Source organism: Bacteroidota bacterium (assembly GCA_016711505.1).
Classification (GTDB): Bacteria; Bacteroidota; Bacteroidia; order AKYH767-A; family 2013-40CM-41-45; genus JADKIH01.
Window position 1 is genome coordinate 74449 of sequence record JADJSV010000002.1, and the last position, 21199, is coordinate 95647.

Consider the following 21199-nt stretch of genomic DNA (forward strand, 5'->3'; position numbering starts at 1 on the left):
GATGGCTGAGAATAAAAGAAAACCTGCTCCTGTAGTTGAAGAAGCTGAAGAAGTAGAAGAGGAAGCTCCCAAGGTTGAGAGAAAACCAAAGAAGAAAGTTAAACCACCCATGATCCTTACCCGGTTCATGGATGTCTTCGGAATCTTTCAGCGCAATGAAATTGCCAAAGCAATGCCATTTGTATTGTTTGTCACTTTTTTGATCATCTGTTACATAGGAAATAGTTATTACGCGGAACGAGTGATCAGAGATATTGAGAAAACAAAGAATGAATTGAAAGAACGCCGTGCTGAATACATTTCTACTATGTCGCAATTAATGGCAGAGAGCAAACAATCTGAATTAGCACGTGAACTTTCAGCATCAGAATTAAAAGAGAATACTCAGCCAACGCAGAAAATTTTTGCACCGAAAAAAGAAAAAAAATAATAAGAGTACCCCGCACGAACATGGAAGTAAAAAAGGACATAATGTGGAGAATCAACATATCATTTATCATGATGTGTTTGATGGGTGTGGTCATTCTTGTCCAGATCTTCCGTATCCAGTTTGTGCAAGGCGATTACTGGACTGCACAGGCAGACAGTTTTTCAACACGATATAAGCAAGTAGAAGCAAGCAGAGGAAACATATTCTCAAGTGATGGGCGATTGTTAAGCACATCTATTCCTATATATGATATCCGTATGGATCTTCTGGCAGACGGATTGACGGAAGAAAATTTTAACAGAAATATTGACTCGCTGGCGATCAGCCTTTCATTACTATTTCCTGACCGCACAGCAGCGGATTTCAAATCTTCTCTTCGTGAAGCCAGAACTTCAAAAGAAAGATTTTTCCTTGTAAGAAGAAATGTGCGTTACGCTGAACTACAGACTTTAAAAACATTTCCACTTTTCAGAATGGGAAGATATAAAGGCGGATTAATGGTTCTTCAGAAAGAGATCCGTGAAATGCCTTTCAAAATGCTTGCTTCCCGTACGATCGGAACAATGCGTGATTTTAAACCGGTCGGAATTGAATCTGCTTACAATAATGAATTGAAAGGTGTCGGCGGACGCCGTCTTGAACAACGTATCAGTGGCGGAATGTGGAAGCCATTAAATGATAAAGAAGAAATTGAATCGAAAGATGGTCATGATATCGTTACAACAATTGATATCAATATTCAGGATGTTGCCGAAAATTCACTCGAAGAACATTTGATGATGCATAATGCTGATCATGGCTGTGCAGTGTTGATGGAAGTTGCAACAGGAGAGATCAAAGCGATTGCAAATCTGAAAAGAAATGCAGAAGGAAATTATGTAGAGGATTTTAATTATGTAATAGCGGAAGCTACTGAACCGGGCTCAACCTTTAAAATGGCTTCAATGCTTGCAGCTCTTGACGATGGTTTGATTGATCCGGAAGATTCAATTTTTGTCGGCAACGGTGAACGCAAGTATGGACAATTAACAATGGAAGATGCGCACCCGCCACACTTTCCTAAGCTTTCAATTCAACAGGCTTTTGAAACATCTTCAAATGTTGGTATTTCATCTGCGATCGTAGCACGTTATTCTAAAAATCCGCAGGCTTTCATAGATAAAATTAAGTCGTTCGGATTAGGAACACCACTTGGACTTGAAATAGAAGGTGAAGGTACTCCACGGATCAAAAATATTACTGCTGAAGACTGGTCAGGTGTTTCTTTGCCTTGGATGTCGATAGGTTACGAAACGAAATTAACTCCGCTTCAGATCCTGGCCTTCTATAATGCAATTGCAAATAATGGCCGCATGGTTCGTCCGCATTTTGTAAAAGAGATCCAGAGTCATGGCCGGACAATAAAAAAATTCGGTACAGAGATAATCCGTGATTCAATTGCATCTCCTGCTGCTCTTGCTAAAGCAAGAAAACTAATGGAAGGTGTTGTTGAAAGAGGGTCTGCTAAAGAATTAAATAAGTCTCCTTATAGAATCGCAGGTAAAACAGGTACTGCACAGATCTCTGTCAATAAATTCGGTTACGATAAAACTCATCCATCATATCAGGCATCATTCGTTGGATATTTTCCGGCTGATGCTCCGAAATATTCGTGTATGGTTGTAGTATATGCACCTTCAAGAGACGTTTATTTCGGTGGTGCCGTTTCTGCTCCGATATTCAAAGACATTGCAGACAAAGTGTACAGTAATCATGTCGATCTTCATGATGATAAACCTGTTCACAGAGATACAACTGTTTCTCCTTTACCTCTTGCAAAAGCAGGGCAGCAAAAAGATCTGAAAAAAGTTTTTGCACATTTAAATATTCCATCATCGACTAAAGATATGGATGCAAATTTAGTTGCACCTGTTATTCAATCCGATCGAATCGTAATGAGCGAAAGGAAAAATGTTGCAGGAATTACTCCGAACGTTTATGGAATGGGATTGAAAGATGCAGTTTACCTTCTTGAAAATGCAGGCTATAGAGTGAAAGTTAATGGAAGAGGTAATGTTGTTCGACAGTCGATCAACTCCGGAACCAGAATAATAAAAGGACAGTTGATCATACTTGATCTGGATATATGAGGTTACTAAAAGATATTCTTTACAAGACCGGAATTGAAGAAGTGTCAGGTAGTACTGACCTCAATGTTATCGACGTCTGTTTTGATTCACGTTCTGCAAGAGAAGGCGGATTGTTCGTTGCTGTCAGAGGATTGCAATCAGACGGTCACAATTATATTTCTTCTGTTATTGAAAGAGGTGTAGTTGCAATAGTTTGTGAGCAATTTCCTGAAGAACTGATCAATGGTATTACTTATGTTCGTGTAAACGACAGTGCACTTGCACTTGCCATCATTGCTTCAAATTATTTCGGAAATCCATCTGAGAATTTAAAACTCATAGGTGTAACCGGAACAAATGGTAAGACAACGACTGCAACATTGTTGTATCAGTTGTTTCGAAAACTCGGTTATTCAGCCGGCTTGTTGTCGACTGTAAAAAATCAGATCAACGATCAGGTAATACCTGCAACGCATACAACTCCGGATCCAATTCAGTTAAACGGAATGTTATCGGCAATGGTAGATGCCGGTTGTTCGCATGCATTCATGGAAGTGAGTTCGCATTCAGTAGTTCAGAAACGAATAGCAGGACTTGTCTTTGCAGGAGGAGTTTTTACTAATCTGACACATGATCATCTTGATTACCATAAGACATTCGAGAATTATCTGAAAGCGAAAAAAGAATTTTTCGATCATCTCCCTGCAGAAGCGTTTGCTTTGACAAATCTGGATGATAAAAACGGAGCGATCATGCTTCAGAATACGAAGGCAAAAAAATACACATACGGATTAAAATCTATAGCTGATTATCGTTGCAAGTTGATCGAGAATCATTTTTCAGGATTACTTCTGAATCTTAATGGACAGGAAGTGCTTTGCCGTTTGGTTGGAAGTTTCAATGCTTACAATCTGACAGCAGCATTTGCAACAGCAACATTACTTGAAGAAGATAAGCTGGAAGTCTTGACAGCATTAAGTACGCTGGAGCCGGTTGAAGGTAGATTTGATTTTGTGACTTCTCCTTCACAGATAATTGGTGTAGTGGATTACGCACATACTCCTGATGCTTTGCAGAATGTTCTTTCAACAATTCATGATGTTAATGATGGTCATGGAAAGATCATCACAATAGTTGGATGTGGCGGAGATCGTGATTCAGCAAAACGTCCGGTGATGGCAAAGATCGCTTGCGAAAAAAGTGATCGTGTGATTCTGACAAGCGATAATCCGCGTTCGGAAGATCCTGCTGAGATCATTCGGCAGATGGAAAAAGGTGTTCCACTTGGAGAAGCAAGAAAGACACTTTCAATAGCTGATCGCCGTGAAGCGATCAAGACTGCAGTATCATTGGCAAAACCGGGTGATGTGATTTTAGTTGCCGGAAAAGGTCATGAAAAATATCAGGAAGTGAAAGGAGTTCGGACTCCATTCGACGATAAGAAAATATTACTCGAGTTATTTCAAATAATGGCATAGCATGTTATACTATCTGTTTGCTTATTTACATGATGAATTAAAGTTCCGGGCGCAGGAGTGTTTCAATACATTTCCTTCCGTGCAGCTTTAGCTTTGATCATGTCTTTGATCATTTCATTGTTGTTTGGAAAAAAGATCATAGGCATTCTTTTGAAGAAGCAGGTTGGTGAAACAGTTCGTGATCTTGGCCTCGATGGACAGAAGGTAAAGCAAGGAACACCTACTATGGGTGGTTTGATCATAATTGCGGCAATACTGATTCCGACACTTTTATTCGCCCGCCTTGTGAATGTGTATGTCATCATCATGATCGTTACTACAATCTGGTTAGGGATCATTGGTTTTATTGACGATTATATAAAAGTTTTCAAAAAAGATAAAGAAGGATTAGCTGGAAGATTTAAAATTCTTGGTCAGGTTGGATTAGGAATTATTATCGGAATAACTCTTTACTGGAATCCGAATGTTGTAGTTAAAGAGAAGCTGGTAAGCAAATCAATCGTTATTGAACATAGCAATGAGAATGTAATTGAAGACATGCGACTTTCGGAGAATGCATTGTATTCCCCGAAAGCAGTTAAGTCTACAACCACTACAATTCCATTCATCAAGAACCACGAATTTGATTATGCTTTTCTGATCAGCTGGATGGGTAAAGGGTATGAGAAGTATGCATGGCTTGTATTTATTCCGATCGTAATTCTGATCATCACTGCTGTTTCAAACGGAGCTAATATTACAGATGGTATCGACGGACTAGCTACAGGTACCAGTGCCATTATAGGAGCAACACTTGGTGTACTTGCTTATGTTTCCGGTAACACTGTCTTCGCAAATTATCTGAACATAATGTACATCCCGCATGCCGGTGAGCTGGTGGTATTCATTGCTGCATTCGTTGGAGCATGTGTAGGATTTCTCTGGTACAATGCATATCCCGCTCAGGTTTTCATGGGCGATACAGGAAGTCTTGCCTTAGGTGGGATCATTGCCACGTTTGCAATTGCGATCAGAAAGGAATTGCTCATTCCGATTTTATGTGGAGTGTTTTTGATAGAGAATGTATCGGTTGTATTGCAAGTGGGATATTTTAAATACACTAAGAAAAAGTACGGCGAAGGTCGACGTATTTTCAAAATGTCGCCATTGCATCATCACTATCAGAAATTAGGATATCACGAATCAAAAATAGTATCAAGATTCTGGATCATAGGGATCATGCTTGCAGTTCTTACAGTAGTAACATTAAAACTTCGTTGATCAGTTGAATACTCAGACAGAAAAAAAGAAACTAGTTGTACTGGGCGCCGGCGAAAGTGGTGTTGGTACAGCTGTCCTTGCCCAAAAGCAAGGCTTCGATGTTTTTGTGTCTGATAAAGGTGAGATCAAACCTGAGTATCGTGCAGCATTGGAGAAATACAAAATTCGTTTCGAAGAGGGCAAGCACGATGAATCAGAAATACTGAGTGCCAATGAAATTGTAAAAAGTCCCGGGATTCCTGAGAAAGTAGAAATACTGAAGAAGATCCGTAACGCAGGAATTCCTGTTGTCAGTGAAATAGAATTTGCAGGAAGATATTCAAAAGCGAAGATGATCGGCATTACCGGAACCAATGGTAAGACCACTACAACAATGCTGGTGTATCATATTCTGCAAAAAGCAGGATTGAAAGTTGGTTTAGCAGGAAATGTTGGAAAGAGTTTCGCTATGCAGGTTGCTGAGCAGGACTTCGATTATTATGTGCTTGAGTTAAGCAGTTTTCAACTGGATGACATGTATCATTTCAAATGTGATATCGCCATTCTTACAAATATTACTCCTGATCATCTTGACAGATATAATTATGAATTGAAAAATTATGTCATGGCAAAGTTCAGAATAGTTCAGAATCAAACATCAGCCGATGCATTTATTTATTGTGCGGATGATGCAATTACAACAGAATATCTCCCTTCTGTTGAAGTAAAATCAAAGAAGTATCCTTTTTCACTGAAATCAAAAGTGGAACAGGGAGCGTACGTAGAAGATCAACAACTCATCATAAACACAAACAACAACCAATTTACCATGCTGATACATGAACTAGCCCTACAAGGCAAACACAATTTACACAATACAATGGCTGCAGGAATAACTGCACAACTTGTTCACATCCGTAAGGAAGTCATTCGCGAAAGCATGATTGATTTCCGCAATGTTGAACACCGCCTTGAATTTGTAAATACGATTCACGGAATCGAATTCTATAACGATTCAAAAGCAACAAATGTTAATTCAACATGGTTTGCATTGGAAAGTTTTAATAAGCCTGTAGTTCTTATCCTTGGTGGAGTAGATAAAGGAAATGATTATGAAATGCTCGAAGAGTTGATCAAGGAAAAAGTAAAAGCAATTGTTTGTCTTGGAAAAGACAACAAGAAGATCTTCAAAGCATTTTCAGGAATGGTAGAAGAGATCGTTGAAACTGATTCAGCTGAATCTGCAGTGAGAGAAAGCTATCGCTTAAGTAAAAAAGGTGATGTTGTTCTTCTTTCTCCCGCTTGCGCAAGTTTCGACCTGTTCGAGAATTACGAAGACCGCGGACGCCAGTTTAAGAAAGCTGTCAAGTCGCTTTAATGGTTTTTCGTCTTTCGTTTTTCGAAAGATGAAAAACGAAATAATAAACACCCTCCCAAATTAACCAAAAACATGCAAGCAACCTGGCTTGATAAATATTTCAAAGGCGACCGGACGATCTGGATGATTGTATTCATTTTGTCGATCTTCTCATTACTTGCTGTATATAGTAGTACGGGTACTTTAGCGTACAAGTATAAAAGCGGCAATACGGAATATTATCTGTTCAAACATTTATTCATTTTAGCATTTGGTATTGGGTTAATGTATGCGGCCCATCTGGTTCGCTATACTTATTATTCAAAGATCTCCATCATTGCTTTGTTTGTCACAGTGCCTTTATTGGGACTGACTCTTTTATTAGGAACAAATCTCAATGAAGCCAGTCGTTGGCTGACATTGCCGGGAACTAATATTACGTTTCAGACATCTGATTTTGCTAAGCTGGCATTGATCATGTTTGTAGCCCGGATGTTATCAAAGAAGCAGGACGAAATCAAAAGTTTCAAATCAGCATTCCTGCCTGTGGTAATTCCGGTATTGATCGTTTGTGCATTGATCCTTCCCGCAAATTTCTCAACTGCCGCTGTTGTCTTTTCATCAGCGATTTATCTGATGTTCATTGGAAGAATCAGCATGAAATACATTGCTGCAATGGTTGGAATCGGGATCGCAGCATTCATGTTGTTCATCGTAATTTCAATGGCGATAGGGCATACCGGCAGGATTGAAACATGGAAAGCACGTATTGAACGTTTCTCAGGTGATGAGGCAGCAGATAATTATCAGTCAGATCAGGCAAAAATTGCAATTGCCCGCGGAGGTTTGATTGGTGTGTTTCCGGGAAATAGTGTTCAACGGAATTTTCTGCCACATCCATATTCGGATTTCATATTTGCTATCATAATAGAAGAGTATGGATTTCTAGGAGCAGCATTTCTGATCTCGCTTTATTTACTTCTCTTCTTCAGAGTCATTCGGTTCATTCATCATAGTCCCATGGCCTTCGGCACGCTACTCGCCGCAGGTTGTACATTCATGCTTGTCTTTCAGGCATTGATAAATATGGCAGTAGCAGTGAATTTATTTCCTGTAACCGGACAGCCTTTGCCATTCCTGAGTATGGGCGGAACATCGATCTGGTTTACAAGTATTGCATTAGGAATAGTATTAAGCGTAAGTCGTCAGGTCGAAAAAGAAAAGAAAGAAGGAGGAGCAGAACTTGCAGCGGCCTAGTTTAAGAGTGATCATTAGCGGTGGCGGTACAGGTGGACATATTTTTCCTGCAGTAGCTATTGCAAATGCATTAAAAAAAATGAATCCGGCAACAGAGATTTTGTTTGTCGGTGCCAATGGCAGAATGGAAATGGAAAAAGTTCCGGCTGCCGGATATAAAATAGTAGGATTGAACATAAGTGGTATTCAAAGGAAATTGTCATTACAAAATCTGATGTTGCCAATCAAAATACTTCAAAGCGTTTTTAAAGCACGGATGATAGTGAAAGAATTTAAACCGGATGTTGCAGTTGGTGTAGGAGGTTATGCTTCCGGACCATTATTGTTTGCAGCAACCGGTATGAATGTTCCTGCTTTGATCCAGGAGCAGAATTCTTTTGCCGGAATCACAAATAAACTTCTGTCAAAAAGAGTTAAGCGTATATGTGTAGCATATGATGGAATGGAGAATTATTTTCCTGCAGATAAAATAAAGATCACCGGAAATCCTGTAAGGGAGAATATGGTCGATATAAAAGGTAAACGTGAAGAGGCTCTGCGCTTTTTCAGCTTATCGTCTGATAAAAAAACAGTTTTGCTTATTGGCGGAAGCTTAGGAGCAAGAACACTTAATCACAGTATTGCAGAGGGAATTCAGAAGTTAGCTGATAAAAATATTCAATTGATCTGGCAGACAGGAAAAGCATTTTATCCGAAGGCTCAGGAATTAACATCACAGTATTCGGCAAATGGAATTTCAGCGTATGATTTTATTCAACGAATGGATCTGGCCTTTGCAGCTGCAGATGTAGTGATCTCCAGAGCAGGAGCGAGTTCTGTTTCTGAACTGGCCTTAGTTGCAAAACCGGCAATACTGGTTCCATCTCCGAATGTTGCTGAGGATCATCAGACGAAGAATGCTATGTCGCTGGTGAAAAAAGATGCAGCAATTCTGATAAGTGATGCAGAAGCATCAGCAAAACTAATTACACAAGCAATAGAATTGATCAATGATCAATCGGCTCAAAATAAATTACAGCAAAATATTTCTAAGCTGGCATTGGCAAATTCTGCTGATGTTATAGCAGAGGAAGTTTATTCTATTTCAGGAAAATAAGTGTTCGACAATAAAACACATATCTATTTTGTAGGGATCGGAGGCATTGGTATGTCGGCCATAGCTCGCTATTTCAAATCCATTGGAAAAGAAGTAAGCGGCTATGATAAAACTCCAACACCTTTGACAGATGAACTTATCGACGAAGGAATATCCGTTCATTTCGAAGACAATTTGTCTCTGGCTGAAAAGATCTATTCCGATCCTGACAAAAAAGGAAATGTTCTTGTTGTTTATACACCTGCAATTCCAAAAGACCATACAGAATGGAATTTCTTCAAAGACAATCAATATGAACTGAAGAAACGGTCAGAAGTTCTGGGAATGATCACCAAGAGTAGTTATACAATCGGTATTGCCGGTACTCATGGCAAGACTACTACTTCTTCAATGGTTGCACATATATTAAAGAGTGCAGGATTGAATTGCACAGCCTTTCTTGGTGGGATCACAAAGAATTACCGGACTAATTTATTGTTGGGAAATTCAATCGGTAAAAAATATACAGTAGTTGAAGCCGACGAATATGATCGTTCATTTCTCGCTTTACATCCTGATCTGGCAGTGATCACATCGATGGATGCCGATCATCTGGATATCTACGGCGATCATAATTATATGATCGATTCGTACAGGTTGTTTGCCGGACAGGTAAAAGACGGAGGACTTTTGATTCACCGTTCAGGACTTCCTGTAACGGATCTGGATATAAATATGCAATCGTATTCGATCGATGCAGCTGCCGATTTCAAAGGTGAGAATATTCACATAAAAGATCATCGATATCATTTTAACTGGACAAGTGCAAAAGATCTGATAGAAGACCTGACCAGCGAGATGCCGGGATTGCACAATGTTGAAAATGCAGTCGCAGCTGTTGCAGTTGCAGTGCATCTGGGAATTGAAAATGATACTATAAAAAAGGCAATGGCCTCTTATAATGGTGTAAAGCGTCGTTTTGATTATCAATTGAAGACCGCAGATTGTGTTTACATTGATGATTATGCTCATCATCCGGAAGAGTTAAGGGCATGTATTTCCTCAGTTAGAGAACTCTATCCGGGAAAAAGGATCACAGGAATTTTTCAGCCGCATCTGTATTCACGAACACGTGATTTTGCAGAAGGTTTTGCGAAAAGTTTATCGATGCTTGATTGTCTTATCCTGCTCGACATCTATCCGGCACGCGAACTTCCGATTCCGGGAGTGACATCAGAAATAATTTTTAATGATGTGACCTGTGAGAAGTATCAATGTTCGAAAAATAAAGCGTTGGAAGTTTTGGAAGCGCATCCATCGGATGTTGTACTGACATTAGGAGCAGGTGATATTGATCAGTTGGTAAGACCCATTAGTGAACTATTACAAAAAGCAATTAAGTCATGAGTGAGAATCCGAACCGTAGCAAAATCTTGCGCATTACAGCGTATGGTGCAGTGATTGTAGCCTTTTTGATCACATTGGGGTTTTCTGAACATCGTCAGGATGTAATGCCTTGTAGTGATGTTGAAGTTGCTATCATCGATACTCTGGGACATAACTTTGTGGAAGAGGGCGAGATCATGGAATTGGTGAAGAATAAGTTCGGAACATTGAAGGGAAAACCGTTAAGTTCTATTAACATTAGTTTGTTGGAAAAAATCATTAATACAAACCCATTTATCGCTGACGCTGAAGTATTTTCAACCATTGATGGAAAGATCAAAATTGAAGTAAAGCAACGCATGCCGGTCGTTCGCATAGTGAATGTGAAAGATGAGAGTTTCTACATTGACGATCAAGGTGTATTCATGCCTTTGTCAGGTGATTACACAGCAAGAGTTGCAGTTGCAAATGGATATATTTTCGATACGGAATCTGAAAGAAGAGTAACAGTATACGACGGGGAAAAGAAAGATACTGCAATTAAACTTTCACGAATTGATGAAATATTTCATGTTGCAGATTACATCTACCATCATGAATTCTGGAATGCACAGATTGAACAAATTTATGTGAATGCAGAAGGGGACATTGAATTGATACCACGAGTAGGAAGTCAAAACATTGTTTTAGGAAATAGTGAAAAACTGGAAAAGAAATTGAACAAACTGTTATTGTTTTACCGTGAGGGACTGAGCAAAACAGGATGGAACAAATACAAAACTATCAATCTGAAATACGAAGGTCAGGTTGTTTGCACAAAAAAGTGATATGGAAAAAAACGAAGACATCGTAGTTGGTCTTGACATTGGTACAACGAAGATTTGTACAATTGTAGGTCGGAGAAATGAGTTCGGCAAGATCGACATTTTAGGTTATGGGAAAAGTGAGTCACTTGGCGTAACACGCGGCGTGGTCACTAACATTGTGAATACAATTGAGTCGATCAAAATGTCGGTCACTGAAGCTTCTGAGAAATCAAAGGTTGATATCGGTTCAGTGTACGTTGGTATCGCCGGACAGCATATTAAAAGTTTGCAGCACCGTGGTATGCGTACCCGTAATTCATTGGATGATGAAATCAACCAGGAAGATATAGATGCCATTGTTGACGACATGTATAAACTAGCAATGCCTCCGGGAGAAAAGATCATTCACGTTATTCCGCAGGAGTATATCATTGATAACGAGCAGGGAATTAAGAATCCGATCGGTATGTCAGGTGTTCGTCTTGAAGCAAATTGTCACATCATCACCGGCCAGATCACAGCTGCAAAAAATATTTACAAATGCGTTGACAGAGCATCTCTGGAAACAAAAGGTTTATATCTGGAGCCACTTGCATCATCAGAAGCAGTTTTAACTGAAGAAGAAAAAGAAGCAGGAGTTGTATTGGTTGATATCGGTGGTGGTACTACTGATGTTGCAATATTCCAGGACGGAATCATTCGTCATACTGCCGTTATTCCTTTCGGTGGAAATGTTATCACAGAAGATATTAAAATGGGATGTTCAATCATCCGCAATCAGGCCGAACTTTTGAAGATCAAATTTGGTTCTGCATTGGCAAGTGAAAATCTGGAGAATGAAATTGTTTCAATTCCCGGATTAAGAGGAAGAGAGCCACGTGAGATCTCTGTTAAAAATCTTTCACACATCATTCAGGCTCGTATGGAAGAGATCATCGAGCATGTTCATTTTGAAATCCGCAATTCAGGATTTGAAAAGAAACTGATCGCAGGTATTGTTATCACCGGTGGTGGAGCACAGTTACGTCACATCGTTCAGCTTGTAGAATTTATTACAGGAATGGATACACGTGTCGGATATCCGAATGAACATTTAGGAAAAGGTGCAGATGATCTTAAGAGTCCAATGTATGCAACAGGTGTTGGACTTGTAATAAAAGGTTTCCACGATCTTGACAAGACAAGAAAAAGTTTACTTACAAAAGTTCTTGAAGAAGCACCAAAAGCAACTCGTGCAGGGAAGCTGAAAGAAGATAAAGTAAAACAAGGAACACCACGTCCGTCATTATTTGAGATCATCGCAGATATTTTCAAAGAGGAAAAGGACAAAGAACTATAATCAATAACGAAGATTATAGACATTAAAAGAATAAACAAACGGAACAATCAACAATACTTAACACAAAAAAACATTTTCAACATGGAATTCGATCTTAATAAGGACAAGGGGTCTATCATCAAAGTAATCGGCGTAGGTGGTGGTGGCAGCAATGCTGTAAATCATATGTATCGTCAGGGAATCAAAGGCGTGGAGTTCGTGGTATGTAATACCGATGCTCAGGCTTTAGAAATGTCGCCGGTCCCGACAAAAATTCAACTGGGAAGTAGTCTGACAGAAGGCCGTGGAGCCGGGTCAATTCCTGAAGTTGGTAGAAATGCTGCAATCGAGAACATCGAAGACATTCGCAAATTTTTATTGGCGGATACTCGTATGGTTTTCATTACAGCAGGAATGGGCGGAGGTACCGGAACCGGTGCTGCTCCGATCATTGCACAAACGGCAAGAGAAATGGGGATTCTTACAGTCGGTATCGTTACTATTCCTTTCGAATTCGAAGGAAAGAAAAGAAAGCAACAAGCCGACGATGGAATTGAAGCATTGAAGAATAGTGTAGATACTATTCTGATCATCAGAAATCAAAAGCTGCGTGAAATGTTTGGCAATCTTAATTTGTCAGATGCATTCTCGCATGCAGATAATATTTTAACAACTGCTGCAAGAGGAATTGCAGAGATCATCACTGTAACAGGTTATATCAACGTCGATTTTGAAGATGTGAAAACAGCCGTTCAGAATAGTGGAGTAGCGATAATGGGTTCAGCGATTTCTGAAGGTGAACACCGTGCAACGAAAGCAGTTGAACAAGCTCTTGCATCGCCTTTATTGAACGATAACAATATCAAAGGAGCGCGTTACATATTAATGAATGTAGCATCAGGATCAAAAGAAGTTACAATGGACGAGATCGGTGTTATCACTGATTTCATTCAGGAGCAAGCAGGTCTTACTGCAGATATCATCTGGGGAAATTGTACAGATGAAAGTCTTGGCGAGAAATTGTTGGTGACGATCATTGCAACAGGATTCAAGACTCGTGAAGAGATCGGAAGTGAGCAGATCAAAGCAAAAGAAAATGTAAAGACAGTTCATAAATTAGATGATGCAGTTGCGCCTGTAGCTCCATCACCTGCTTTACCTGAATTGAATTTCAATGAACCGATTCTGAAAAAAGATATTCCTGCAGATACGAATGTTCCGGCAAACGAATCGCGTGAAGTTACTTTTGAATTTGGTCAGAATACACTTCGCGAAAGTCCGATCACAACTCCCGTAGCAGAAAGACAAGATGCAAATCCGACAAAGAACGAGCAGGTTGTTTATGATCTTTATGATCACACGGTAGAAGATGAAACAGATGAGCAACTTCGTAAAGCACGTGAGCGTGTAACGAAATTGAAGCAACTTAGCTATAGAATCGGAAATGCAAACATTTCTGATATGGAAAAAGAGCCTGCTTTCAAAAGAAGAAATATTAAACTTGATTCAGTACCACATTCAAGCGAATCAAGTGTTTCAAGATATACATTAAGCAACGAAGAAGATAAGAAAACAGAATTGCGTCAGAACAATTCATTTCTTCACGACAACGTCGACTAATAAAAATCTCGTGTAAGCCGTTTTAACATGCGGTCCAAAATAGTTTCCATGTTAAGTTTCGTTTTGTTCCGAAAAACCTCCTCCCCGGGAGGTTTTTTTTTGACTTAAAACTAAAAACGTACACTTAAACTTAAACTTAAAAAAAACGAAAAGAGTCATTACCGGACAGAGGCCCGGTGACCGTTCACACTCACACCCACACTCACACACTTTGAGTTTGAGTTTGAGTGTGAAGTGTGTCGGAATTCAACCTCACACCCACACCCACACTTCACACCCACACCCACACCCTGTGAGTTTGAGTTTGAGTGTGAAGTGTGTCGGAATTCAACAGGGGCTTTGAACTTTAACCTCAGCAGAGTATCTTTACACAAAATACCACACAATGACTTTAGAAGAAAAAATAAACACCGACCTCAAAGCAGCCATGCTTTCGAAAAATGAAGCAGCATTGCGCGGATTGCGTGCTGTGAAATCGGCATTACTGCTGGCAAAAACTTCCGGAGCAAATGGGGTTTCTGCTGAAGATGAATTTAAAATTTTGCAGAAATTAGTGAAGCAGCGGAAAGAATCTGTTGATATTTATAAGCAACAGAACAGAGAAGACCTAGCGAAAAGTGAAGTTGAGGAGATAGAAGTGATCGAGAAATACCTTCCACAAATGATGGGTGAGGAGGAAATTAAAAACGGAATTCAGGCAATTATTGCACAAGTAGGCGCAAAAGGCCCCGGAGATCTGGGTAAGGTAATGGGCGCTGCATCGAAAAATTTTGCCGGAAAAGCCGATAATAAGTTGGTTTCGCAATTGGTGAAGGACCTTTTGGCAGCTATGTAAATCGCTAATTTGGTGGATATTAATATTATCCTACCTTTGACTCGCTAATAAACGCCCGCTATTTAAACAATCAATTATTCGTTAGAACAATCGAGTTGCGGGCCCGGTTGCTTCTGACGAGAGATTAATATTTATTACCAAATGAAAACCGGTAAAGTAAAATTCTTCAACGAATCTAAAGGATATGGATTCGTTGTTGTAGACGACAACAACTCTGAAGTTTTTGTTCATCACAGTGGATTAATCGACAAAATTCGTGAAAACGATTCTGTTGAATTTGAAATCGTAGATGGAAAAAAAGGACAGAACGCTGTAAACGCTCGCAAGCTACCATAACAGCACACCTCTTATGTGAAAGGCTACCCAAAAGGTAGCCTTTTTTTTGTTTTTAAATGTGTAATTAGAATTTGCTTTGTTAATTTGCATTTATTTCTCTCTCATATCGAATGTCGAAATTATATATTTACAATTTGGGTCAATATTTTTTATGGCAATAAGATTAACTTGTATAGCTTTTTTTATTTCAGCACTGACTGGTTATAGTCAACTAAATAACTTGTGGTTGTTTGGATATGCTAATGGCTCTGGCGCACCTTTGGGTGGAAGTAGAATAGATTTTATTTCAGGGAGCATAGATACTATGCTTGATCCCCGGCAATTAAATTTCAATGCTACCAATGCAGTTATTTCAGATAATGCAGGACAACTTTTGTTTGCAACAAATGGAATTGAAGTAATTAATGCGCAGCAACTAACCATGTTGAATGGCGGAGGATTAAACCCTGGTCAAATTGCTACAACATGGGCGACTAGAGGACTTCCAATTAGTCAAGGTGCTTTGATAATTCCGGTTCCATCAGATTCAAATTCATACTACTTATTCCATATGAGTGCTGAATTTTTTGGCCCTACTATGTCGTGGATTCAGCCTTTCAATCTTTTTTATTCTAAAATAAATATGACATTGGATAATGGCTTAGGAGCTGTAGTTCAAAAAAACATTTCTGCCATTCACGATACAATAACTTTAGGTGAAATGACAGCTGTCAAACATGCAAATGGAAGAGATTGGTGGATAGTTACACATAAGTTTGATTCAGATCAGTTTTTAACTGTGCTCGTAACTCCACAAGGATTAACAGGCCCATTTAGACAAGCGATAGGACCGAATTATGTTACAGGAGCTAATGGACAAGTTGTGTTTTCTCAGGATGGAAAAAGATTTGCAAGATATGATCCTACTCGCGGTGAGGATCTGGACCTTTTTAATTTTGATCGTTGCACAGGACTATTTTCATTGGTGAAGCATGTTTCTATACCTGACAGCTCAGGAGCTGGTGGAGTTGCATTTAATAGATCAGGTCGATTTTTGTATGTTACTTCAATTACTCAGATATATCAATTTGATCTGGATGATCCTGATTGGGATTTGAATTATGATACAGTTGCAGTTTATGATGGATTTTATTCACCTTCTTATCCTTTTGCCACAACATTTCTCGCTTCGTATCTCGCGCCGGACAATAAAATATATGTAACTGCCAGTAATGGAGTACAAGCAATTGCTACTATAGATTATCCTGATTCACTAGGAATGTCATGTTCTGTTTGCCAACATTGCGTTGCATTACCTACAGTAATGGCATATACAGTCCCAAACTATCCGAATTATAATTTAGGCACTGATTCAACTTCTGTTTGTGATACACTACTTAATATAGCCTTCCTTCCGGAGTTTTATGAAATATCTGTTTTTCCAAACCCAGCGACATCAACAATTTATATTGATTGTAATTCTGAATATTCAATTAAGATTTATAATATGCTGGGATATGCGGTTCTAATAAAGCCAGATATTACAACAGATCATGCACTAGATATAAGCGGACTCGTTCCGGGATTTTATATAGTTGAAATTTCAGTAAAAGGAGAATATAAGAAATCTGTAAAAATATTGAAACTATAAATGCAGTTTATAGAAAAAAGAGTGCCAATAGCTCAAAGTATTTTAGTAATAAAAGCTAAATTAATTACTGAGTATCACTTTAAATTGTTTTGATGTATTGCCATTTGAAACTTTAAATACATAAACACCAGATTGAAAATTATTCTTACTCAAGAATATTTCCCGAAAAAACGTTACTTTGTAAATACTTTTTCCCGCGAGATCAAAAATCTCCAAAGTTGAACTTATATTTAATTCTGCTTTTATATGCCATTCATAATTATCACTCAAGAGTTGAATTTTTTCATTCAGAGTATTAACGATGATTTCATTCGGCAGAAAAGTGCCACAAAAGCAGATCATGCCCGAATCTGTTGTAACTTAGCATCGCAAGGAAAATCACATAATTCGAAAACAAAGTATCTCCAACTATACTTCCGGAAGTTATATTTGTACATCCAAAAGGATATCATTTTGCACTAAAAAGTCCCTGACAAATAAGTTGAAAATTTTCCAAAGCCCAAACACCGTTACATCCTGAAGTTGGTGGAATAACGTAATACGTATTAATAATGGTTTGGGAATAGGACGACTTAGTGAAAATCGCACTGCTGAAGAATATAAATAGTATTAATATTCTTAAAAAATTAATTGATTTTAAACTCATATTTTTGACAACGATTTAGAAAATAGGAATTTATTATTTGTATCGTTATATGAAAGTTTCAATAAAGATATAAAATTCTCTGAATTATGAATGCCAAAGCACCGTTTTTTACATTCATCCTAAAATTAGAAAAAAATAAAACAAATCTCTACATTCGTCCTTACAAATCAACCTATGGATCAGTCTATATGCGCCGGAATTGACATCGGCGGAACCAATACTAAATATTCTTTTGTGGATAGATCCGGTAAGATCATTTTTAAGAGTGAAGTACCAACAGGGAATTCTGCTGATCCGAATGAACTGATCGAACGTGTTTGTGATGAGTTGAAGCATTCTGCAAATAGGCTAGGGATTCAAGAACATCTTGCAGGAATTGGCATTGGAGCTCCGAATGGAAATTATTTTTCAGGGACTGTTGAATTTGCGCCCAATTTAAATTGGTATGGAATCATCCCTGTTGCCAATATGTTCGAAGATAGAATGAACGTTAAAACATTTCTTACCAATGATGCCAATGCTGCTGCAATGGGAGAAATGTATTTCGGGTCCGCAAAAGGAATGAAGGATTTTGTTTTCATCACACTAGGCACTGGACTGGGAAGCGGAATTGTTGTGAATGGCGATCTGGTTTATGGACATGATGGATTTGCAGGTGAAATGGGGCATGTAATCGTTATTCAGAACGGTCGACTTTGTGGTTGTGGAAGAAAAGGTTGTCTGGAACAATATTGCAGTGCAACGGGATTAGTGAAAACATATCTTGAATTTCTTGCAAACGAAGACCCTGAAAAATTTTCTGCAATTGATAAAACAACAGTTAATTCAAAATCCATTTATGAAATGGCATTGTCAGGAGACAAGGTAGCGATCAATTCCTTTAATTATACAGGAGAAATACTTGGATTTGCTTTGGCCAATACTGTAGCCTATACCAGTCCGGAAGCATTTTTTCTTTTTGGTGGTCTTGCCGAAGCAGGGGAATTACTTCTTGTACCAACAAAAATAAGCTTCGAGAAAAATCTACTTAGTATTTATAAAAACAAAATTTCCATTTCTGTTTCAGGATTGCCGGAGAGTGATGCAGCATTACTCGGAGCATCTTCTTTAGCATGGAATGAATTAAATAAAATCTCACAGTAATCTTATAATTTAAAATGAAAATATTATCCATTGCAATTCTCCTTTGCTTAATATCACAAGATTCAATAATGGCTCAGAAGCAAAACAATTTACCTCTCATTCCGCTTCCTGAAAAACTGATAATCGGAAATGGAAATTTTGAGATCAATGAATCGACAGTTTTATTCAGTCATGATGAAAATGCATTGAAGGATTTGAATTTTCTGCAGTCATATATTGTCGATCGTTACAATATTACTCTAAAAGCTACAATCGGTTCATCGCAGAAAAGATCGGTTTTTGTGAAACGTAATTCATCAATGAAGCCTGATGAATATACTTTGAATGTCGATTCGATGAATATAAAAATCGAAGGCGGAACGGGTGCCGGAGTGTTCTATGGAATTCAGACATTGATCCAGCTTTTACCTGCCGGTCGTACAACAAAACTTTCAGTTGCTGCTGTTGAGATTTCTGATCAGCCACGTTTTTCATGGCGCGGAATGCATCTGGATGTTTGTCGTCATTTTTTTACTGTTAAAGAAGTTAAAAAGTATCTCGACTATCTGGCAATGTATAAAATGAATGTTTTTCACTGGCATCTCACAGATGATCAAGGCTGGCGAATTGAAATAAAAAAATATCCGAAGCTCACAGAAATAGGGGGATACAGAAATGGAACTTTGATCGGACACTACAGTGAAACTCCGGAACGGTATGATACTATTCGGTACGGTGGATTTTACACTCAGGATGAGATCAAAGATGTAATTGAATACGCAGGAACAAGACATATTCAGATCGTTCCCGAAATTGAAATGCCGGGACATGCTCTGGCTGCACTTGCTGCATATCCGATGCTTGCATGTACTCCGGGACCATTTGAAGTTGGTAAAAGCTGGGGCGTCTTCAAGGATGTATTTTGTCCGAGCGAACTTACATTTAATTTTTTGCAGGATGTATTAACAGAAGTAAGTGAACTGTTTCCCGGAAAATATATTCACATTGGCGGTGATGAATGTCCGAAAGATCGCTGGAAGGAAAGTTCATTTTGTCAGGAGTTAATGAAGAAAGAAGGTTTGAAAGATGAACATGAACTTCAAAGTTATTTTGTTCAGCGAATGGGAAAATTCCTTCAGACAAAAAATAAAAAACTTATCGGTTGGGATGAAATTCTGGAAGGTGGAATAGCAGAAGATGCAACGATCATGTCATGGCGTGGATATGCCGGTGGTGTAACTGCTGCAAAACAAAAGCATGATGTTGTAATGACGCCAACGGCATATTGTTACTTCGACTATTACCAGTCAGCAAGCCCGAATGAGCCTTTAGCAATCGGTGGATATTTACCATTGAATATGGTCTATCGTTTCGAACCTGTTGCAGATGTTCTTACTGCGGATGAATCAAAATATATTCTCGGAACACAAGGAAATATCTGGACAGAATACATTGACACTTGGAAAAAACTTGAATACATGGCAATGCCACGCATGGCAGCGTTAGCAGAAGTTGCATGGACAAAAAAGGAATTAAAAGACTACGATGGTTTTGCAAGACGATTATCTTCTCATACTAAACTACTGTCATTTCTGAATGTAAATTATTCCAAAGCATTTTATGATATCAGTACACGTGTTACTCCAAATGGAAGTCGTGGTATAAATGTAGAACTACTTTGCAATTATCCGAACGGGCAAATTCATTACACAACAAATATGTCAGAGCCGAATGCAACATCTCCTGTTTATACTTCGAAGTTTAATTTCGATCAGTCGATGATGTTAAAAGCAGCATTGTTTGAAGGTCGTCAGATGAAAGGAAATGTTTTTTCGCAGAAGTATCTTGTTAATTATGCAACCGGAAAAGAAGTGACATTGAAAGATCAACCCGATCCTGAATACAGCAAAGGGGGAGCATTTACGCTTGTAAATGGAATCGTTGGAAATTTACCATGGAATGGAAATGACTGGCTTGGTTTTCAGAAAACCGGAATGGATGCAACGATTGATCTAGAGATAGTACGCGAGATCACGCAGGTAAATGTCGATGTATTGAATGATTCAGTAAGCTGGATCTATCCGCCGGCATCAATAGAAGTTTTGGTCAGTGAAGATAATATTGAATTCGCAAGTGTCGGAAAACTTAATTCGGATGAAATAAAAAAATCCGGAAGACTAACTTCATTAAAATTCGCTAAACGCTCAGCACGTTACGTAAAAGTAATTGCAACGACAAAAGGTAAAATAGAAGCAGGAGCACCAGGTGCGGGAAATGATGCGTGGATTATGGTTGATGAAATTCAGGTCAATTAAATAAAGTAAATTTTAGAAATTGAAAAACCAGCTCTATTTTTTATCAGCAATTTATTTCTATGTTTAGGAATGTCTGATAGTTTGTATTGTCAGGATGATGAACATTCTGGTTATGATAAAACCCAAGTTTTGTCGGGCCCCCGAGAGAAATTCCTGAAAAGGATTCATTCGACTTCTTTTTCTGTAAAGACCAAACCATTTTTACTTTGAAAAGTTTGGAGTTGGCTACTAAAAAGTTCAG

At 38.6% G+C, this 21199-nt stretch carries 16 protein-coding genes and 1 pseudogene; 16 read left to right on the top strand and 1 reads right to left on the bottom strand.

Annotation, left to right across the window (positions count from 1 at the left end; all coding sequences use genetic code 11):
* Position 1 precedes the first annotated feature (1 nt).
* The 14 genes and pseudogenes from IPL24_03955 to IPL24_04020 all read left to right on the top strand — a co-directional run bounded on the left by IPL24_03955 (position 2) and on the right by IPL24_04020 (position 16875).
* Positions 2-430 (top strand): hypothetical protein, encoded by a 429-nt coding sequence (locus tag IPL24_03955; GenBank protein MBK8362845.1) that lies wholly within the window; start codon positions 2-4, stop codon positions 428-430.
* A 20-nt stretch (positions 431-450) separates the two neighbouring features.
* The gene (locus IPL24_03960) at positions 451-2559 is read left to right on the top strand and encodes a transpeptidase family protein (GenBank protein ID MBK8362846.1); all 2109 of its coding nucleotides are present in this window, start codon (positions 451-453) and stop codon (positions 2557-2559) included.
* Positions 2556-4016, top strand: coding sequence for a UDP-N-acetylmuramoyl-L-alanyl-D-glutamate--2,6-diaminopimelate ligase (locus tag IPL24_03965; protein MBK8362847.1), 1461 nt, complete (start codon positions 2556-2558; stop codon positions 4014-4016). Before IPL24_03960 ends, IPL24_03965 begins: the two co-directional genes overlap by 4 nt.
* Position 4017: 1 nt before the next feature.
* A pseudogene (locus tag IPL24_03970) lies at positions 4018-5276 on the top strand (phospho-N-acetylmuramoyl-pentapeptide-transferase).
* Between the two features lie 4 nt (positions 5277-5280).
* A complete protein-coding gene (gene murD / locus IPL24_03975) occupies positions 5281-6633 on the top strand; it encodes a UDP-N-acetylmuramoyl-L-alanine--D-glutamate ligase (GenBank protein ID MBK8362848.1) in 1353 nt (450 codons plus the stop codon).
* Positions 6634-6705: 72 nt separating this feature from the next.
* Positions 6706-7869 (top strand): FtsW/RodA/SpoVE family cell cycle protein, encoded by a 1164-nt coding sequence (locus IPL24_03980; GenBank protein MBK8362849.1) that lies wholly within the window; start codon positions 6706-6708, stop codon positions 7867-7869.
* Positions 7856-8965 (top strand): undecaprenyldiphospho-muramoylpentapeptide beta-N-acetylglucosaminyltransferase, encoded by a 1110-nt coding sequence (murG, locus tag IPL24_03985; protein MBK8362850.1) that lies wholly within the window; start codon positions 7856-7858, stop codon positions 8963-8965. The genes IPL24_03980 and murG overlap by 14 nt, the downstream gene beginning before the upstream one ends.
* 51 nt (positions 8966-9016) lie before the next feature.
* Positions 9017-10351: a UDP-N-acetylmuramate--L-alanine ligase gene (locus tag IPL24_03990; GenBank protein MBK8362851.1), complete on the top strand. Its 1335-nt coding sequence runs from the start codon at positions 9017-9019 to the stop codon at positions 10349-10351.
* Complete coding sequence (locus tag IPL24_03995; protein MBK8362852.1) at positions 10348-11157, top strand: hypothetical protein; 810 nt, start codon at positions 10348-10350, stop codon at positions 11155-11157. Before IPL24_03990 ends, IPL24_03995 begins: the two co-directional genes overlap by 4 nt.
* A 1-nt stretch (position 11158) precedes the next feature.
* Complete coding sequence (ftsA, locus tag IPL24_04000; GenBank protein MBK8362853.1) at positions 11159-12475, top strand: cell division protein FtsA; 1317 nt, start codon at positions 11159-11161, stop codon at positions 12473-12475.
* 81 nt (positions 12476-12556) lie between these two features.
* Positions 12557-14074 (top strand): cell division protein FtsZ, encoded by a 1518-nt coding sequence (gene ftsZ / locus IPL24_04005; GenBank protein ID MBK8362854.1) that lies wholly within the window; start codon positions 12557-12559, stop codon positions 14072-14074.
* Between the two features lie 385 nt (positions 14075-14459).
* Positions 14460-14909: a GatB/YqeY domain-containing protein gene (locus tag IPL24_04010; protein MBK8362855.1), complete on the top strand. Its 450-nt coding sequence runs from the start codon at positions 14460-14462 to the stop codon at positions 14907-14909.
* 141 nt (positions 14910-15050) lie between these two features.
* Positions 15051-15245, top strand: a complete 195-nt coding sequence (locus IPL24_04015; protein MBK8362856.1) for a cold shock domain-containing protein — start codon at positions 15051-15053, stop codon at positions 15243-15245.
* Between the two features lie 151 nt (positions 15246-15396).
* Positions 15397-16875, top strand: coding sequence for a T9SS type A sorting domain-containing protein (locus IPL24_04020; GenBank protein ID MBK8362857.1), 1479 nt, complete (start codon positions 15397-15399; stop codon positions 16873-16875).
* A 60-nt stretch (positions 16876-16935) separates the two neighbouring features.
* Here IPL24_04020 and IPL24_04025 read toward each other — a convergent pair whose 3' ends face one another.
* Entirely contained in the window at positions 16936-17217 is a 282-nt protein-coding gene (locus IPL24_04025; protein MBK8362858.1) for a T9SS type A sorting domain-containing protein, read from the bottom strand.
* A 478-nt stretch (positions 17218-17695) separates the two neighbouring features.
* Between IPL24_04025 and IPL24_04030 the strand changes: the two genes are divergently transcribed.
* Positions 17696-18664, top strand: a complete 969-nt coding sequence (locus tag IPL24_04030; protein ID MBK8362859.1) for an ROK family protein — start codon at positions 17696-17698, stop codon at positions 18662-18664.
* Positions 18665-18729: 65 nt separating this feature from the next.
* The gene (locus tag IPL24_04035; protein MBK8362860.1) at positions 18730-20958 is read left to right on the top strand and encodes a family 20 glycosylhydrolase; all 2229 of its coding nucleotides are present in this window, start codon (positions 18730-18732) and stop codon (positions 20956-20958) included.
* Positions 20959-21199 lie beyond the last annotated feature (241 nt).